This window comes from Azospirillum halopraeferens DSM 3675 (genome assembly GCF_000429625.1).
In the GTDB taxonomy this organism is placed as follows: Bacteria; Pseudomonadota; Alphaproteobacteria; order Azospirillales; family Azospirillaceae; genus Azospirillum; species Azospirillum halopraeferens.
Genome location: NZ_AUCF01000020.1, coordinates 36216 through 53312, shown reverse-complemented (window position 1 = coordinate 53312; position 17097 = coordinate 36216). Strand labels below are relative to the sequence as shown.

Annotated in this window: 21 protein-coding genes; 9 read left to right on the top strand and 12 right to left on the bottom strand. The window is 72.5% G+C overall.

Going from position 1 to position 17097, the window contains the following annotated elements:
- Positions 1-47 precede the first annotated feature (47 nt).
- Positions 48-299 carry a type II toxin-antitoxin system Phd/YefM family antitoxin gene (locus tag G472_RS0117920; protein ID WP_029009472.1) on the top strand — a complete coding sequence of 84 codons (252 nt, stop codon included), beginning with the start codon at positions 48-50 and terminating at the stop codon, positions 297-299.
- 403 nt (positions 300-702) lie between these two features.
- Here G472_RS0117920 and G472_RS0117915 read toward each other — a convergent pair whose 3' ends face one another.
- A complete protein-coding gene (locus G472_RS0117915; protein WP_029009471.1) occupies positions 703-1788 on the bottom strand; it encodes a COX15/CtaA family protein in 1086 nt (361 codons plus the stop codon).
- Positions 1789-1916: 128 nt separating this feature from the next.
- Between G472_RS0117915 and bluB the strand changes: the two genes are divergently transcribed.
- A complete protein-coding gene (gene bluB, locus G472_RS34030; RefSeq protein ID WP_035692906.1) occupies positions 1917-2633 on the top strand; it encodes a 5,6-dimethylbenzimidazole synthase in 717 nt (238 codons plus the stop codon).
- 27 nt (positions 2634-2660) lie between these two features.
- Here the strand turns inward: bluB and G472_RS34025 are convergent, their stop codons facing one another.
- Positions 2661-3221, bottom strand: coding sequence for a DUF2249 domain-containing protein (locus G472_RS34025; protein ID WP_051340971.1), 561 nt, complete (start codon positions 3219-3221; stop codon positions 2661-2663).
- A 10-nt stretch (positions 3222-3231) separates the two neighbouring features.
- Positions 3232-3909 (bottom strand): NnrU family protein, encoded by a 678-nt coding sequence (locus G472_RS0117900; RefSeq protein ID WP_029009470.1) that lies wholly within the window; start codon positions 3907-3909, stop codon positions 3232-3234.
- 178 nt (positions 3910-4087) lie between these two features.
- Between G472_RS0117900 and G472_RS34020 the strand changes: the two genes are divergently transcribed.
- From G472_RS34020 to G472_RS0117875, 5 genes are all read left to right on the top strand, one after another.
- A complete protein-coding gene (locus G472_RS34020; RefSeq protein WP_051340970.1) occupies positions 4088-4507 on the top strand; it encodes a DUF4398 domain-containing protein in 420 nt (139 codons plus the stop codon).
- Complete coding sequence (locus G472_RS0117890) at positions 4498-5271, top strand: OmpA family protein (protein WP_035692904.1); 774 nt, start codon at positions 4498-4500, stop codon at positions 5269-5271. Before G472_RS34020 ends, G472_RS0117890 begins: the two co-directional genes overlap by 10 nt.
- Positions 5272-5387: 116 nt before the next feature.
- Positions 5388-6728: a methyl-accepting chemotaxis protein gene (locus G472_RS34015; protein ID WP_156927167.1), complete on the top strand. Its 1341-nt coding sequence runs from the start codon at positions 5388-5390 to the stop codon at positions 6726-6728.
- A gap of 65 nt (positions 6729-6793) precedes the next feature.
- On the top strand, positions 6794-6931 hold the full coding sequence (locus G472_RS38195) for a DUF1289 domain-containing protein (RefSeq protein WP_084536739.1): 138 nt from the start codon (positions 6794-6796) through the stop codon (positions 6929-6931).
- A 217-nt stretch (positions 6932-7148) separates the two neighbouring features.
- A complete protein-coding gene (locus tag G472_RS0117875) occupies positions 7149-7550 on the top strand; it encodes a hypothetical protein (protein WP_156927166.1) in 402 nt (133 codons plus the stop codon).
- 71 nt (positions 7551-7621) lie between these two features.
- On the opposite strand, the gene G472_RS37375 is transcribed toward G472_RS0117875, so the two are convergent.
- On the bottom strand, positions 7622-9967 hold the full coding sequence (locus G472_RS37375; protein WP_051340969.1) for a PAS domain-containing sensor histidine kinase: 2346 nt from the start codon (positions 9965-9967) through the stop codon (positions 7622-7624).
- Between the two features lie 184 nt (positions 9968-10151).
- Here G472_RS37375 and G472_RS37370 point away from each other — a divergent pair, with 184 nt between their 5' ends.
- Positions 10152-10736: a vitamin K epoxide reductase family protein gene (locus tag G472_RS37370; protein WP_051340968.1), complete on the top strand. Its 585-nt coding sequence runs from the start codon at positions 10152-10154 to the stop codon at positions 10734-10736.
- An 11-nt stretch (positions 10737-10747) separates the two neighbouring features.
- Here G472_RS37370 and G472_RS38895 read toward each other — a convergent pair whose 3' ends face one another.
- From G472_RS38895 to G472_RS33990, 6 genes are read right to left on the bottom strand one after another with little or no spacing between them, the layout of a single operon-like run.
- Positions 10748-11263, bottom strand: coding sequence for a c-type cytochrome (locus G472_RS38895; RefSeq protein ID WP_029009467.1), 516 nt, complete (start codon positions 11261-11263; stop codon positions 10748-10750).
- Between the two features lies 1 nt (position 11264).
- Complete coding sequence (locus tag G472_RS0117855) at positions 11265-11720, bottom strand: c-type cytochrome (protein ID WP_084536736.1); 456 nt, start codon at positions 11718-11720, stop codon at positions 11265-11267.
- Entirely contained in the window at positions 11717-12259 is a 543-nt protein-coding gene (locus G472_RS0117850) for a methylamine dehydrogenase light chain (protein ID WP_051340967.1), read from the bottom strand. Before G472_RS0117850 ends, G472_RS0117855 begins: the two co-directional genes overlap by 4 nt.
- Positions 12260-12284: 25 nt before the next feature.
- Positions 12285-12893, bottom strand: coding sequence for a methylamine dehydrogenase accessory protein MauD (gene mauD, locus G472_RS34000; protein ID WP_035692898.1), 609 nt, complete (start codon positions 12891-12893; stop codon positions 12285-12287).
- A 30-nt stretch (positions 12894-12923) separates the two neighbouring features.
- On the bottom strand, positions 12924-13457 hold the full coding sequence (locus G472_RS33995) for a MauE/DoxX family redox-associated membrane protein (protein WP_035692896.1): 534 nt from the start codon (positions 13455-13457) through the stop codon (positions 12924-12926).
- Positions 13454-14599, bottom strand: coding sequence for an amine dehydrogenase large subunit (locus G472_RS33990; protein WP_051340966.1), 1146 nt, complete (start codon positions 14597-14599; stop codon positions 13454-13456). Before G472_RS33990 ends, G472_RS33995 begins: the two co-directional genes overlap by 4 nt.
- Positions 14600-14770: 171 nt before the next feature.
- Here G472_RS33990 and G472_RS37365 point away from each other — a divergent pair, with 171 nt between their 5' ends.
- The gene (locus tag G472_RS37365; protein WP_156927165.1) at positions 14771-15694 is read left to right on the top strand and encodes a helix-turn-helix domain-containing protein; all 924 of its coding nucleotides are present in this window, start codon (positions 14771-14773) and stop codon (positions 15692-15694) included.
- Positions 15695-15704: 10 nt separating this feature from the next.
- Here the strand turns inward: G472_RS37365 and G472_RS0117825 are convergent, their stop codons facing one another.
- Positions 15705-16238 carry a ferritin-like domain-containing protein gene (locus G472_RS0117825; RefSeq protein ID WP_035692895.1) on the bottom strand — a complete coding sequence of 178 codons (534 nt, stop codon included), beginning with the start codon at positions 16236-16238 and terminating at the stop codon, positions 15705-15707.
- Complete coding sequence (locus G472_RS0117820; RefSeq protein ID WP_051340965.1) at positions 16235-17083, bottom strand: 2-oxoacid:ferredoxin oxidoreductase subunit beta; 849 nt, start codon at positions 17081-17083, stop codon at positions 16235-16237. Before G472_RS0117820 ends, G472_RS0117825 begins: the two co-directional genes overlap by 4 nt.
- Positions 17084-17097 lie beyond the last annotated feature (14 nt).

The window sequence follows — 17097 nt, the reverse complement described above, 5'->3', positions numbered from 1 at the left end:
ATGACGTCCGATGGGCCTTTTCTTCCGGGATCAGCGAGGTGATCGTCATGCATGAGGTTTCCGCTGCGGAGTTCCGGCGCAGCATCGGGCGCTATCAGGATCCGGCGCTGCGTGAGGCGGTGACCGTGACCCGGCATGGCCGGGAAAGCACGGTGCTGATTTCCAGGGAAGAGCACGAACGCCTCAAGCGGCGTGATCGGCACGCGCTGAGTCTCGATGATTTCGCGGACGCCGACATCGCAGCTCTGGAGGCGTCGACCCCCGTCCCGGAATCCATGGCCTTCAACGGCGAGCTATAGGTTCCGGTTGCGGTGACGTTCCCCGACACCGGTAAAGGGCCCGGTCATTCGCTACAGCTAACGGTGGCACCATGAACATGCCCGTGGGCAGGAAGAAGGGGTGGAAGACCGCCCCTGTGCCGTGATCCCGGTCACTCCCCACGCCAAGAAGCAACGTCCGGTTCTCGACGCTGCGCGGTCATGGATCGTGCTGACGGACGCCAACCCTTTGTCTGGCCCGGACCCGATCTGCGCCCCCTGCGCCCGGGAGACGCCGGAAGCGTGGCTCATGGATTGCTGCCCCATGCGCTTATGGAGGACATCAAGGCGACGTTCCTCACATTGCTGAGGGCGCGCCGGGGCGGCGTCGTTCCGCGTACGGCCTAACAACGGGAATCCCCCGCGGAACTCCTGCGTGCCGCCCTCACCCCCCGCCGGGCCGGCCCGTGGCCGGCGGTTGCAGTTCATGCAGAAGCCACACCAGCAGGGTGACCACCAGCAGCGCGCCGGCCTGATGGGCCGCCGCCACGGGGATCCACACCACGGTCAGCAGGGTGGCGATGCCCAGCCCCACCTGCACCAGCACCATCGCCGCCAGCAGGCCCGCCACCATGCCGGCGCGGCCGGGCAGGGAGGCGGCGCGCACCCGCCAGGCCAGGGCCAGCACCGCCAGCGCCGCGACGATGGCCAGCCAGCGGTGGATGAACTGCACCGCCGCGGTGTTCTCGAAGGGATTCAACCACCAGGGTTGCAGGGTGGCGATCTCCGGCGGAATCCAGCGGCCGGCCATGGTGGGGAAGGTGTTGTAGGCCAGGCCGGCGTTGATGCCGGCGACGAAGGCGCCCCACACGATGGTGATGCTCACCAGCCCCAGCGCCCAGCCGGCGTGGCGGCGCAGCGGCCGGGTGCCGCCGCGCCAGCCCGACAGGGGGGCGGGGTCGAGCAGGCCCAGCGCCACCTTCAGCATCAGGGCGTAGATCAGGAAGGCCACGCCCAGGTGCAGCGCCAGCCGGTAATGGCTGACGTCGGGGCGGTCGACCAGGCCGCTCATGACCATGAACCAGCCGATGACCCCCTGCAGCCCGCCCAGCGCGAACAGGCCCCAGAGCTGCGGCTGCGTCGCCCGCGGCACCGCGCCGCGCGCCAGGAACCACACGAAGCCGGCCAGATAGGCGAAGCCGATGAGCTGGCCCCACAGGCGGTGGAACCACTCCCAGAAGAAGATCCGCTTGAACCCGTCCAGGTCCATCCAGGCGTTGTAGACCCGGTACTCCGGCGTCTCGCGGTAGAGGGCGAAGACGCGCTCCCACTCCGCCTCGGACAGCGGCGGCAGGATTCCGATCAGCGGCTTCCACTCCACCATCGACAGACCGGATTCGGTCAGCCGGGTGATGGCGCCGATCACCGCCATGGCGAACACCATGGCGCAGCAGGCGAGCAGCCACAGGGCGACGGGGCGGGGGGCGGGGCGCGGGGCGCGGGGAAAGGCGGTCTCGGCGAGGGAGGTCACGGGGGCGGGTTCCGCAGGGCATTCGGGGTACGCAACGCAACATGGTGGGTCTGGCCCCGTCCGTCAAACGGCTTGGCCACCGGCGGCCCGCCGTGCCAGGATCGCCGCACGTCCACGAAGGGACCGCCATGGACACCGGCCCGACCCAAGCCGACCCCGCCTTTTCGCAGGCCGAGCGCGACGCCGTGTATCGGTGCATCGGCCAGCGCCGCGACGTGCGCGGGCCGTTCCTGCCCGACCCGGTGCCCGACGCGGTGCTGGCGCGCATCCTCGGCGCCGCCCACGCCGCCCCGTCGGTCGGCTTCATGCAGCCCTGGGACTTCATCGTCGTGCGGGACGCCGCCGTCAAACGGCGGGTGCTGGACGCCTTCACGACCGCCAACGACGAGGCGGCGGCCCTGTTCGAGGGTGAACGTCAGCGTCTCTACCGCTCGTTGAAGCTCCAGGGGATCGTCGAGGCGCCGGTGGGCATCTGCGTCACCTGCGACCGCGCCCGCGGCGGGCCCGTCGTCCTCGGGCGGACCCACCAGCCGGAAATGGACCTCTACAGCGCGGTCTGCGCCGTGCAGAACCTGTGGCTGGCCGCCCGGGCGGAGTCGGTGGGCGTCGGCTGGGTCAGCATCCTGCGCCCCGACGATCTGCGTGCGGCGCTGGGCATTCCGCCGGAGATCCAGCCCATCGCCTATCTCTGCGTCGGCTACGTCGCCGGCTTCCGCGACCGGCCGGAACTGGAGACCGCGGGGTGGCGGTCCCGCACGCCCCTGGCGGAGGTGGTGTGGTTCGACCGCTGGCAGGGCCGCACCGGCGAGGAGCCGCTGCTGGACCATCTGGCCCCGCCGGGGTGACCGCCGCCGGCCGCGGCGTGGCGCCGGTCAGGGCGCGGTGCGGGCCGGCCGCAGGATCAGGCGGATCTCGTCCCCGTGGTTCTGGCGGGCCATGCACTCCCAGCCGCGGGCTTCCAGCTCGGGATAGAGCAGGGCGGGGTCGCGGTCATGGTGGACCATGATCATCTCCGCCTCGCCGCCGTCGACCAGCCGCAGCACCGCCGTCAGCGGGCCGGGCGGGGCGAGGCCGCGCAGGTCGATGTGGGTGACATGCCCTTCCCGCCAGGTTTCGCCGGGCAGGCGCACCGGCGCGGCGGGGCCGGCGGCGGCTCCCGCCTCCTCGCCGCCGTCGCGGCGGAAGCAGATCCGCCAGTGACCGGGCGCCACCTCGCGCCCCAGCGAGGTGAAGCCCTTGCCGGCCAGCACGCGGCGCAGCGGTGCCGGGTCGAAGGGGGCGTCCAGGATCAGGAAGGCGCCGGGCTCCACCCGGTCGGAGGCTTCCATCACCCGGGCAAAGGGGTCCTGGCCGCGGGCGAGCAGCGGGCGCACGTCGAGCGCTTCCCCGCAGTGGCGTTCGGCTTGGACGAACCAGTCGGTGTCGTTGGGCATGGCGGACGTCTCACGGCAGCCAGTAGAGGGGATCCACCCCGAAGACCCGGGGATGGGCGAGAAGCAGGGCGGCGTACGCAGTCAGCGCCGCCAGGAACGGGGTGACGCCGATCTCCGACACCACCGGGCGCTGGCGCCCGGACAGGATGGCGGCGAAGGGGATGACGGAGGTGCGCGTGCGGAAGGTGCCGGCCTCCGGCGTGCCGGCGTGGCGCAGCACCCAGTCGTTCTTGACGATGGCGAACAGCGCGATGGCCGCCATGGTGGCGAACAGGATGACCCGCCGCAGATCGCCGGTGGCCTGCAGGTGCAGAAGCGCCCACAGCAGCAGGCCCATGCTGCCGGGATGGCGGGTGATGCGGTAGATGCCGGCCGGCGGCCGCGGCGTCTGCGGTTCGCCGGACGGGCGCATCAGCCGGGCGACCACCAGGAACACCGCCACCGGCATCAGCACCACCGCCGCCATCGCCGCCCCGTCGGCGGGGAAGAAGACATGGCCGTAGACCTCCGCCGTCCGATAGGCGTGGACGAACAGGGCCAGCGTCACCAGCGACAGCAGCGAGTGCAGGGTGATGAAGCCGGTGCGCCCCATCCGCGCGATCAGCGCCGGCCTCACCCCCGGCCACGAAGGCACGGCGTGCCCGGCGAACAGGGCGGCGGCGGACAGGAGATAGAGGGTGGTCGACATGGCGTTCGCTGGGCAGGGGAATGCGGCATCCGGTCCCGTCCATCAACACCGGATCCGTCGCCGATGTCTTGATGCGGGTCAAGCGGACCATCGGCGGGCCGGGAACTTTCGCCCCGGACCCACGTTGGTGGCGGCGGAAGCCGTTTCCGGCTGCACGGACCGAAGGACACGCCGAACCATGACACGCTGCCGCACCATGAGCGGCGGCCGCGCGCTGACCGCCGCCGCCCTGCTGTCGCTGGGTCTGGCCGCCTGCGCCGGCGGCCCGCCGCCGCCCACCGCCGAGATGGGCGCCGCCGCCCAGGCCATCGACACCGCCGAGCGCGCCGGCGCCCTGCAGCACGCCCCGATCGAGTTGCAGAACGCGCGCGACAAGCTGGCCGCCGCCGACGCCGCCATGCAGGACGACCACCGCACCACCGCACGCCGGCTGGCGGAGCAGGCCCGCGCCGACGCCGAACTGGCCGCGGTGCGCGCCGAGCAGGCGGCCGCCAGCGAGGCGGCCGTGGCCGTGAGCCGGGAGACGCAGGCGCTCAGCGGCTGGTCCGCCGCCCCGGCCCCCGCGAACCCGATCGGAGGAGGCTCCACATGGCGTTGACGTTCCGCCTGGCACCGGTGCTTCCGGCCCTGCTGGCGGGCGGCGTGCTCGCGGGCTGCGCGTCGGACCCCGGCAACCCCACGGCGCTGTTGCAGGCGCGCGAAGCCTACATGGCCGCCGCCACCGATCCGGCGGTGGCCGAGCGCGCCCCGCTGGAGCTGCGGCGGGCGGAAACGGCCCTGCGCGCCGCCGAGGCCGCCCAGTCCTCGGGCGACGGTGCCGACGAGGTGGCGCACCGGTCCTACGTGGCTGCCCGCCAGGCCGAGGTGGCGCGGGAAACCGCGGCCATGCGATCGGCCCGCGCCACCGTCGCCGGCGCCGAGACCGCGCGCCTGGAGGCCCGCAACACCGCGCTGGAACAGCAGCTCCGCGCCCTGCAGGCCGAACAGACCGAACGCGGACTGGTGATGACGCTGGGCGACGTGCTGTTCGCCACCGGCCGGGCCGAATTGACGCCGGGTGCGCTGACGCGCATCGACCGTCTGGCGGAGTTCCTGCACCGCTACCCCGGGCGCACCGTCCGCATCGAGGGGCACACGGACAGCACCGGCTCCTCCGCCGTCAACCTGCGCCTGTCGGAGGACCGTGCCGCGGCGGTGCAACAGGCGTTGATCGACCGCGGGGTCGGCCGGGAGCGCATCGCCATCGCCGGTTACGGTGCCGCCCGTCCTGTCGCGACCAACGCCACCGACGCGGGCCGCCAGTCCAACCGACGGGTGGAGATCGTTCTGCCCGACCAGGGGACCGTCGCCGAAGTCCGCTGACCCGCGGCCCCGTCCCACCGTTCAGATCACCGATTGCGGCCCCGTGACGCAGGACACGGGGCCGCAGCATTTTGCATATTACGAAAATGTTGTCGAACGGTGCGGCGGTGGGCGTCATGACGGCGATGATGGGGACGGTGATGGCGGCAACCACGGACGCGGAGTCGGCGGGGGCCCGCATCACCGGTCGCGGCTTCTTCCGCGCCCAGGCGGTGCTGCTGGGTGTGATCGGCGCGCCCCTGATGCTGGTGGTGGTGACGCTCAACCCCTATTGGAACGCTGCCCTGGACGCCCTGGGCGTGCCCGAGGGGCCGGCCGCGGCGCTGGGCATGCTCAGCGTCATCATCGTCACCATGGCGTTGCAATACTACGCCCTGGAAAGCCATCGGGCATCCCTCACCACTCTGTTCAACCTGCGGCCGGACGAGTGGGTGACGATCGGCGGCCGGCGCATGGCGGCGGCGGACGCCCGCCGGCTGGTCACGCTGCTGGTGGAGGACGCCGAGACCTGGCGGGGTCTGCTGCGCCGGCACGGCGCGGGCGACCCGCCCGACAATCCGGCGGACCTGTGCGCCGCCCGCCTGCGGTTCGCCGAGGAATGCGCCGCCGCCGCCGCGGCGGCCACGCAGGCCATGCAGCGCCTTCCCGGCCTGTGCGGCGATCTGGCCGACCGTCTGCGGGCCGCCGCAGCCGGCCGGGCAGGCATCGCCGGCGCCTTCACGGACGCCGCCGGCCATCTGGAGGCGCTGGCGACGGATCTTTCGGACTTGGCCGCCGCCGCCCGGCAGGAGTCCGCCGCCGCCCTGGAAACCGTCCACCGCCGGGCGGCGGCGGGGCGGGCCCTGCTGTCCGGCCTGGACGCGTACCGGGAGCGGCGCGAGGCGGAGATCGCCGCCGACGGCGATCGCTTCGAACGGATCGCTGCCGAGATGCGCGGGCTGGAGGACTCCATCGACGCGGTTGCGCGCATCATGTCCGCCACCAACATGCTGGCGCTCAACGCCTCGATCGAGGCGACGCGGGCCGGCGAGTACGGCCACGGCTTCCGCGTCGTCGCCAACGAGGTGCGCGACCTGGCGCGGCAGTCCAACGAGGCGGCGCAGGTCATCCGCCACGGGCTGGGGCGGGTCCAGACGGTCCTGGCGGCGCAGATCGACGGCGCCGCCCGGTTGCGGAAGGCGGAGGAGGAGAAGCGCCTGTTCGATGACCTCGTCGGGCGGCTGCACGCCATCGACGACGGGGCGGGGGACATGGCAGACGGACGGCGGACGGCCGACGGTCTCGACCGCGCGGGTACCATCCTGGCCGGGACCGCGGCGGCGCTGCGCGACGCCGGCATCGGCGGCGACGACGGTGCGGCAGAGGTGATTGCGACCCTGGAGCGCCTGGCCGCGCCGCCCACCGGCCAGGACTTCGGACCGGAGGAGGCGCTGCGCCGCGCCCTGCCGGGGGCTTGACCGGGGCCGTGCCCGGTGCCACATGGCACGGCGTGCCTGCACCGCGTGGATTGGCGGCGACCGTGATGGATGATGACGAGAACCCCTGCATCGGGGTGTGCATGATCGGTGAGGACGGCCGCTGCCAGGGCTGCGGCCGCACCGAGGACGAGATCTACGGCGTGTCCGCCGCTCCCCCGGACGCCGCCGACGCCTCCGCCTGACGGGGGCGCGTCCCTCTATCCCCCTGCTCCCCGGCGTGCCGTTACCCCTTTTGCGAAAGGGGACGGACACCGATTCCCCGTGTTGACGACAACGGAGCCCGGCGCGGGTGGCCGATGCCGGGGATCGCGGCGAACCAACTGTTTGGCCGCGGACCGGGGCGGGCCGCGAACGGCTCCGCCAACGAACACAGACCGATTTCACATGTGGGAGCAGACGATGCGTAACCTTCTGATCGCGGCGGTGTCGGCGTTCGTGCTGAGCACTGGGTCCGTCCTGGCGGCGGGCGATGGCCTGTCGGGCGGGACGGCGATGGGCACGGCCGGCGCGGGCACGGTGGCCCAGTCGGACACGGCCGTCGGCGGCAACGTGGTCGGCCCGCACGACGAGACCATCGGGTCCGGCGACCTCTCGGGCATGACCGGCACGGGGACGAACGTCGATCGCGCCGGCACCTCGGCGCTGTCGCCGCAGCAGAACCAGACGGCGACCGGCACCCACTGCCCGCCGGGCCGTCCCAACTGCGGTCCCGAGGCGACCGCCGGCGGCACGTCGGGCGCCGACATGGGGGCCGAGGGCTCCGGTGTCGACGGCGGCATGGGCGGCGGCACGGCCGAGTAAACGCCTGCAGGAAACGGGTGTCCGGGGCGCGCGGGGGCTTTTCCCCGCGCGCCCTGTTTGCGCCGGCCGCATCAGGCCACCGGCGCTGCGTCCTGCCGGTCGGCACCCGCGGCAGGCGCCATGCGCAGCGGGAAGCGCAGGATGAAGGTGGTGCCCTTCCCCTCCTCGCTTTCCACGCGGATGGTGCCGCGCAGGCGCTTGGTGACGATGTTGTAGACGATGTGCAGGCCCAGCCCGCTGCCGCCGGCACCGCGTTTGGTGGTGAAGAACGGGTCGAAGATCCGCAGCCGGTTGGCATCGGGAATGCCGCAGCCATCGTCGGTGAAGCGCAATTCCACCTCGTCGGCCCCGCAGCGGGTCACGCTCAGATCGATGCGTCCCGCCTGACCGTCGGGAAAGGCGTGGGTCAGGGCATTCATGGTCAGGTTGGTCAGGACCTGGAACAGGGCGCCGGGATAGCCGTCGACGATCAACCCCTCGGGGCACTGCACGCCGACCCCGTGCTGCATCTTCTTCAGCCGCGGGTGCAGGCTGGTCAGCACGTCATCCAGATAGTCCTTCAGGTCGAAGGCGCGGCGCTCCTCGCTGGTCTGGTCGACGGCGGTCTGCTTGAAGCTCTGGATCAGTTCGCCGGCGCGGTGGAGGTTGGTTTCGATCAGCGCGCAGACCTCCGCGGCGGTGTCCATGTATTCCGCCAGATCGGTCCGCCGGACCGCCCCTTCGGCGATGCGGCCGCGGAACTGACGGGTGGCGTCGGCCAGGTGGGTGATGCCGGTCAGGGCGACGCCGACGGGGGTGTTGACCTCGTGGGCGACGCCGGCGACCAGCGCCCCCAGCGAGGCCATCTTCTCCGACTGGATCAGGGTTTCCTGGGCGTGGCGCAGGTCGCTCAGCGCCTGTTCGGCGCGTTGCTTGGCGGCGTGCGCCTCCTGCTCCGACCGTTTCTGCTGGGTGATGTCGTTGATCGCCACCAGGAACGCCGGCTCGTCCCCGTCGCGCATCTCCACCGCCGACAGCAGAGCCCAGAAGGGCCGGCCCTGCGCCGTCAGCAGCCGCATCTCCAGGTCGCCGACCGCCCCCTCCTCTTCCAGTCGCCGCATCAGCCGGTGGGCGTCGGCCGGGTCGGCGAAGAAGCGCGCATCGCGCGTCAGCGTCAGGCGGGCGCCGTCGACGCCGAAGCGGGCCTCCGCCTGGCGGTTGAAGAACAGCACCGAGCCGTCGGACACCCGGGCGATCACCACCGGGAAGGGCGAGGCCGACAGAATGGTGCGCAGGCGCGCCTCCCCCGCCTTCAGGGCGTCGGCGTACTCGTGTGCGTCCACCAGGGCTTCACCGAAGCGCTCGACGCCGCTGGTGATGGCGTCGATCTCGGCGAAGCGGGCGGGCGGCAGCCGGACCACCCGGCGCGCCCGCTGGACCTCGGCCAGTGCCTCGCTGGCCAGGCGGATCGGCCGCACCACATGGGTCCGCAGCAGTATGAACAGGGCGAGCTGCACCGCCGCCGCCGCCCCCAGCCCGACCGACACCACCAGGATGCCGTTGCGGCCGTTGTCGATCAGCAGCTCGGCGATGCGGTCGGTGCCCGAGGCGGCGTCGGCGCGCAGGCTCTCGGTCAGTTCCCGCAGCAGCGCGTGCGCCTTGTCCGTTTCCAGCGCCATCTCCGCCTCGTTGACCAGCATTTCGCGGCGGCGCACGTACAGGTCGGTCAGGGCGTCGATGTCGCGGAACAGCGCCTCGATCTCCGCCCCCTCCGAGGTGGCCAGGGCGATGCGCACGGTGGCGGCCAGGGTGCGGAAGCGCTCCTCCAGGACCTCCAGCCGCGGCTGGTCGGGGGCCGCCGCCGCTTCGCCCAGCACCTCCAGCATGCGGAAGAACGGCTCCTGCGCCGCCAGCGCCGTGCCCGAGCCGAGGACGCGCAGGAACACCGCATCGGCGCGGTCCCGCGTGGCCGCGATCCCGCCGCCCAGGGTGTCGAGCAGGTCCGCCCGTTCGGCGGTGCGCCGCACCGCATGCACCGCCAGGTTGAGGCGGGTCAGCAGGGCGGGGTCGATATCGGTGGCGAAGCGGCCGGCCAGGGTCTCCACCTCCCCCAGGGCCCGCTGCCGCGACTCGGAGGAACGGGCGCTCAGCACCGCTTCGGCGAGCTGGCCCAGGCGGGCGGCGACGACCGCGTACTCCTGCTGGCGGTTGATGCGGGGGATGATGGCGGTCTGCGCCTCTTCGGCGACGTCGAGCACCTGCCGGAAGGCGCCGCCGATGCTCCAGCTCAAACCGATGACGAGGAAGGCCATGGCCAGCGCCGCCGCCACCGCCACCGATTGCAGGCTCGGCTTGCCGCGGCCGACCGTGGCGGCGCGCGCGTCGGCGCGGGCCGACGCCGCCGTGGCGGTCCCGTGGCGGTGCGGACTGGTCGGCACCCGCTGTCCTCCGTGGCTGCGACGTCCGGCCGAAGAGCGGCCGGACGTGCGCCGAGCATAGTCGTTGCGCCGGTCTTTGGAAATCCGTCGTTGTCCGGCACCCTGCTCCGCCGGGCGCTGCCCGTGACCTTCCGCGGCGGCCGGCTGTTGGAGCGGGAGACCGCCGCGGGGAAGGAACGCCATCATGCACGACGTCAAGCAGGCCATGCACCGCACCCTGGCCGGTCCGCTGCCGCCACAGGATCTGCGCCGTCGCATCCGGCGCCGCGGCGGGACCGGGATGGCGCTGCGCCGCGCCACCGTCGCCACCTCGCTGATCGGCATGGCGAGCATGGCGGCGGTCACGCTCTATCAGACGGGCCTGCTCCGGCGCCTGCCCGACCCGCCGGTGCGCCGGCCGCACTTCGACACGGCGAAGGTCAATTCCAGCGACGAAGCGTGGGGCTACGGCATGCCCGACGGGCCGATCACGCTGGCCATGCACGCCGGCAACCTGATGCTGGCCGCCGCCGGCCCGCCGGAGCGGGTGCGCACCCGACCCTGGCTGCCCATGCTGGCCGCCGTCTTCGCCGGTGCACAGGCGGCGGTGGCGGCTAAGTACCTGTTCCACACCATGCCGAAGGTGGACCGCGCCTGGTGTCCCTACTGCGTCACCGACGCGCTGATGCACTTCGGCACCTTCGCCTTCACCCTCACCGAAGCCGCGCAGGCGGCGGAAAGCCTGCGTGCCGCCCGCCAGCCGCCCCGCGGCATGGGGCTGGGCCGGTAGGCGGGCGGCCGTTACGGCCAGGGGTAGTCGGCCGTCTCCACCCCGCGCTCGCGCAGGCGGGCGACGATGGAGCGGCGCAGCACCACCACGTCCTCCACCGGCCGGGCGCGCCGCTCGGTCACCTCGCCGCCGGTGAAGGGGCGGAAGTCGTCCGGCAGCGACCGGCCGGCCCAGGTGTCCATGATGAAGTTGAGGACGGCCGCGATCTCCCGGTCGGTGAGGCCGGCGCCGATCACGCCGGGGACGTGGAGCAGGTAGGTGCGCCCTTCGTCGTCGCCGGTGAACGCCCCCACGGAATCGCGGAAGTCCGGGATGCCGCCGGCGGGAAGGCCGGCCCCGTCCATCCCGTGACAGCCGGTGCAGCGCAGGATGTAGTTGGTGCGCGGCTTCAGCTCCGCGGCGGCAGCGGCCGTCGTCGCCGGTGCCGTTCCCGCCGTCAGCGCCGCGGCGAGGGCCGCGGCCAGGAACGGGACGGCCGCCGGCCGTCGGCGCTTTCCGGGGCGGCGGTGCATCGGATCGCCCTCCATCTCACCCTCCCTTGCGCATCGTCCGCAGCGCGCCGTGCGAGGGGATCGCGCCGCGCAGGCCGGCGATCACCCCGGGGTCCACGCTGACGGCAACTCCGTTCAGGTCGCGCAGCACATAGGTGGCGACGGCGGCGAGGCTGGCGTCGTCCAGCGCGTCCTGGGGCGGCATCACCAGACCGATGTAGCGCTCCCCGGCCACCTCGATGGTGCCCGACAGACCGCCCAGCAGCACGCCCGCGACATAGGCCGGCGCCGCGTCGCCGAGGCGTTGCCACAGCGGCGCGTCCACCAGCGGCGGCGCCAGGCCGGGGGCGCCGACGCCCCCGTCCTGGTGGCAGGCGGCGCAGACCTCGGCGAAGACCCGGGCGCCGTCGGCGGCCGCGGCCGGGGCGGCGAACACCGCCGCCGCCGTGATCGCCGCCGCCATCACCGCGGGTACGCGGGCCGGCCGCCTCATTCCGCCAGACCGACCAGCACGGCCACCGTGCAATGGTAGCCCTTGGACGTGTTGGCCATGCACCAATTGATGTCGTTGTGCAGGCCCATGCGGTAACCCGGCCGCTCGCCCTTGGAGGTCAGGCAGAACGGGCTGTTGTCGCAGATCGGCTTGCCGCAGCAGTCGTTGTAGGAGACGAGATAGTCCTTGCCGTCGTTGGGGTTGCGGCAGGTGCCCACCCACGCCACCTTGGACGCCTCGGAGCCCGGCGGGCACTGGGTCAGCGAGCCGCCGCAGGCGCTGCACAGGTTGCCGTCCAGGGCGCAGTAGCGCCAGTACTCGCATTGCAGAGCCTCGTCCACCGCACCGCCGGGGGTGGCGGCGAAGGCCTGGCCGAAGGTGCGGTCAAAGGGCAGCAGCGGCATCATGGCACCGCCCAGCATGGCCGACCCCGCGCGGGCGAGAAAGCTGCGCCGGCCGCTGGTTTTGGCGACCGCACGGGTGCCCCGCTCGGTCAGCCGGTCGAAGCGGTCCAGGATGGCGTCGAACAGATTGGTCACGTCGATCCTCCGTCTCTCGTGCGGGTCAGGTGCGGGCCGCCGCGGCGTCGTCCAGATAGCTCTGGATCGAGGCCACACCCATCTCGTGGGCGTTGAACAGGCTTTCCAGTTGCTCGCGGGTGTTCACCAGCCCCTTGGAGCGGACGGTGCCGGCACCGTCGATCAGCACCGCGAAGGGCAGGCGGGCGACGCGGTAGGCGAGCCCCAGCTCGGTCGACACCACGTAGGGGAAGGCCTTGAGGTCGGCGGTTTCGATGAAGCGCCGGTGCTTCTCCTCCTCGCCGTCGCTGGCCAGGACCACGTCCAGCCAGGCGCGCTCGCTCTGGCGCACCGAGCGCAGGACCGGCAGCAGCTTCTTGCACACCGGGCAGGTCGGCGACACGAAGAACACCAGCGTCGACCGCTCCGCGCCGGGGCCGATGGTCACGGTGCCGCCGGTCAGGCTGGGCAGGGCGAACCGCGGCGTGGCCTCGCCCACCCGCGGGCCCGAATCGTTGATGAGCGCGCCCATGGGCGCGATCCGCTCGAACAGCACCCCGACCTGGCGGGCCAGCGCGAACAGGGCGATGATCAGCGCGATCACCACCAGCCAGAGCACGCCCAGGGCGAACGTCAGAATGGTTACCGTATCCATGTCCCTATTCCTCCGATGCGGACGGCCGCGTCAGGCGCGGCGCCGCAGATAGGCGGCGTTGGCGAGAAGCTGTTCGACCAGCACGTAGCCGACCCACAGGGTGGCGCCGGCCAGCAGCGTGGCGACGGCGGCACCGGCCGGCAGGGCGTAGGGGGCGCCACCCAATCCGACGGCGGCGACGGCGGCCAGCGCGCCGTTGCGCACCAGCAAGCCGCGGCCGAGGGGCTGCACCGCACCGCCGCAGCCGCACTCGATGCGGTCGCGGCCGCGCAGCAGGTTGACCCCCATGGCGGCGGCGTAGCCCAGCAGCAGGGCGACCGCCAGCAGCGACCCCGCCGCCTGCCCGCCGGGCACCACCAGGGCGGCGACGCACAGCAGCTCGGCACCCAGCGCTGTCATGGCGGCGGCGCGGGACAGCCCGTCGGGCACCAGCCGGTAATCGGCCACGTAACCGGTGAAGGCGGTGAAGTCCCACAGCTTGTGCAGGGCGGCGCGGGCGAACAGCAGGGTGGTGAACACCACCGCCGTGCCGGCGGCCAGGCCGGTCCAGCCGTCGGCCGTCATGGCGTCACCGCGGCGACCGAGGCGAAGCCGGTGATGGCGGCGGTGCCGGCCGCGGTCAGGGTGAAGCCCGCCGCGGGATCGCTGGTGAAGCGGTAGAGCTTGGGCTCCTCCGACAGGCCGAACAGCACCGGGGCGTCGTCGTCGCTGACGGTCAGGGACGCGATGTGCTCCACGGGGGAGCGGGACAGCACCGTGCCGCCCTTGACGTCGTAGGCCCAGATCTCCTCCGCCGGGTTCTTGTGGCTGCCGTCGCCGGCGTTGGCGTGCATGCCCACGAAGAGGACGCCGGCCTTCGCCGCGTAGGCGATCAGGTTGTAGCCGCCGGGCGCCCACGCCCCCTCGACCCCGTCGGTGATCCTGCGGGAGGCCACGGCCTTCACCGTGCCGTCCGCATCGGACAGGCGGTGGAGCGTGCCGTTGAACGACACGAAGACCAGATCGCCGTCGACCCGCGCGCCGGAAATGAAGATCGGGTCGGTGTCGACGTCGAAGATCGCCGCGCTCTGCGTCTTCCCGGTGACCGTGCCCTCCGCCGACAGGGCGAAGGTCTGGAAGGTGCCGGTGCCGCAGATGGTGGAGAAGGCGTGGCCGGCGGTGGACGGGTAGATGCCCCAGCAGCCGGGCGTCGGGATCTCCTGCACGGCCGTCCCCTTGGCCGTGTCGACCACCGTCACCGACGCCGCCGGGGTGCCGTTCTGCACGTAGAGGAACGCGCCGTCGGCGCTGAGCCGGAACATCGGCTCGTACCCCAGGGTCATGGCGGCCTTGGGCGGCAGCGCGATCTCACCGACCACCGACAGGGTCGGCACGTCGTAGATCTGCACCACCTGTTCGAAGTCGCCGTAGACGATGCGCTTCATGAATGTGGACTGGCCGTAGGCGCGCCGTCCGTCCGGGGCCACCACCATCTGCCCCATCATGCCGCTGGTCATCAGCCCCTTGAAGGCAAGGTCGTTCTTGCCGAACACGGCGATCGACCCGGCGCCCTTCCATTCCTGCTGATAGACCAGAACGTTCGGGCCGGGGTCGATGGCGTCCCTGACCGTGAGCTGCTCCGGTGTGAACTCCGCCTGCTGCGCCAGGGCCGGGGTGCCGGCGACGGCCAGCAGGGCGCACAGGGCAATTCGTTCCAAATGGACCACGTCGGTGCCTCCCTGCTTGGAATGCCAAAGACGGTACGCCCGGCAACCGGAGCGGCGCTATCCGGTTTTCCCGGATATGTCTGCACATTTTATAAGCACTCACGGGACTTGACGAAATAATAGGCTTACGCCGATGCTTCCGCTTCGCAGGGAACCGTTCGGAGTCGGTCGTTGCAGTTCAGTCGTCGGGAATACACGGACGCGTGCGAGCAGGAGCGCGGACTTGATGGGTGGTCGCAGCGCTACATGCCCCTGCGGCCGGGCGGTTACCGCGGATCGATCGAGTCGCTGCGCCTGCCCGGGCTGACCATCGCCCGCGAACGGGTGGGAGTGGCGGTGGAGGAACGGGTAGCGGCACCCCCCGGCCACACCGTGTTCGTGCAGCCGCTGGCGCCGGGGGCGCTGGGCCGTGCCAACGCCGCGCGCCTCGCCGACGACAGCGTGATGATGCTGAAGGGCGGGGCCGACATCCATGTGGCGGTGGACGGGCCGAGCGATCTGCTGATCGTCACCGTCGACGACGCCCGCCTGCCGGAGCCGCCGCCCCGGCCGGCCGAGCCGCTGTGCGTCGCCCGCAGCTTTCCCGATGCGGAGATGGCCGGGGCCTGGTTCCTGTCGCTGCTGCTGGGGCCCGCGGTGGCGGAGGTGCCGGGGGCGGCGGAGCACGCCCCGGTGCTGGTGGGTCTGGTCGCCGACAAGCTGTCCCACCTGTTCGGCCGCATCGCCGCCGCCGGCCGCCCCGGCGACTCCGCCACCGGCGCCGATTTCCGGCTGTTCCGGCGGGCCCGCGATCTGGTCGCCGCCGAGACGGAGGAGCCCGTCACCGCCGCCGAGCTGGCCCGCCGCCTGGGGGTGTCGGGGGAGGCGCTGCGCCGCGCCTTCCTGGCGTCGGTCGGTGTCGGGCCGGGCACCTGGCTGCGCCAGCGCCGGCTGGACGGGGCGCGCCGCGACCTGGCGTCCGGCACCGCCGGCGGGGCGACGGTGTCGGAGATCGCCATGAAATGGGGGTTCTGGCACCTCGGCCGCTTTTCCGCCTACTACGCGGCGCAATACGGCGAGCCCCCCTCGCGCACGGTGCGGCGGGCGGCGGGGTGAGCCGCCCCGGTCAGTCCGACACGTTCGGCGGGTCGGGGTCGTCGTCCCAGCCCTCGGGCGGGGTGGGGTAGCGCCGGAGCCACTGCTTCACCAGCTCCACGTGGCCGGCCTCCTCGTCGGCGAACTCGCGGGCGAGGTGGGCGACGCGGGGGTCGCGGGTCTCGGCGGCGACGCCCGCGTAGTACTTACAGCCCTGCGTCTCGCATTGCAGGGCCATCCTCAGGGCGTGGTGCGCCGTCATCAGGTAATGGGTGTTCTCGAAGGCGGCGGCCTCCGGCGACTCGGCGGTGGCGTTCCACTCGAACTCCCACGGCGCCACGGAGGGCAGGGGGCCGAACTCGGCGGCGATGGTCCGCACCTCGTCCCGGTGCTTGCGCGAACAGGCGGCCAGGTCGCGGAACAGGGCGGCCACCTCGGCGTTGTTGTGGGCCTCCATGCTGTCGGCCAGCTCTTCATAGCGGTCGGCGGCCTCGGTCTCCAGTTCCACCGCGTGGGCGAGGAACAGGCCGACGCCGGAGGCGCCGCTGGTCACCTTGGTGGTCATACGGCGAACTCCTCCTCGATGGCGGCGATGGAGACGGTGTCGGCGCGCTCCGGCCGGTAGGGGCGGCGCTGGCCGGCCAGGAAGATGCCCAGGCCGAACCCGTCGTCCTCCAGGGCGTTGCGCATGGCCAGCGCCGGGTCCGCCGCCGGTTCGCGGCCGTAGGGGCGCACGGTGCTCTTCCATTCCCGCTGTTCGGGGCGGAAGGTGACGCAGGGGCTGAGCACCTGCACCACCGAGAAGCCGGGATGGTTGATCGCCTCGGTGATCAGCCTCGCCACCCCGTTGGGGTCGCCGGAGAAGCCGCGGGCCACGAAGTTGGCGCCGCAGGCGATGGCGAGCTGCACCGGCTGGATCGGGGAGACGCCGGGGCCGGTGGGGGTCAGCTTGCTCTCGCACCAGTCGGACTCGGTGGTGGGGGACGCCTGGCCCTTGGTCATGCCGTAGACCTGGTTGTCCATCACCACGTAGGTCATGTCGATGTTGCGCCGGCAGGCGTGCAGGAAGTGGTTGCCGCCGATGGAGAAGCCGTCGCCGTCGCCGCCGAAGACCACCACCGTCAGGTCCGGCCGCGCCAGCTTCAGGCCGGAGGCGGCGGCCAGAGCCCGGCCGTGCACGCCGTGGAACCCGTAGACCGAGGTGTAGGCGGGGATGCGCGACGAGCAGCCGATGCCCGACACCACCGCGGTGTTGTGCCTTTCCAGTCCCATGGCGGCGAAGGCGCGGGTGACCGCGGCCAGCACCGAATAGTCGCCGCAGCCGGGGCACCAGATGGGCTTCACCGCCGACTTGTAGTCCTGCGCGGTCGGGGCGGCGGGGGCCGCTCCGTCGTTGATGTGCGTGTCCATGTCCGTTCTCCCGC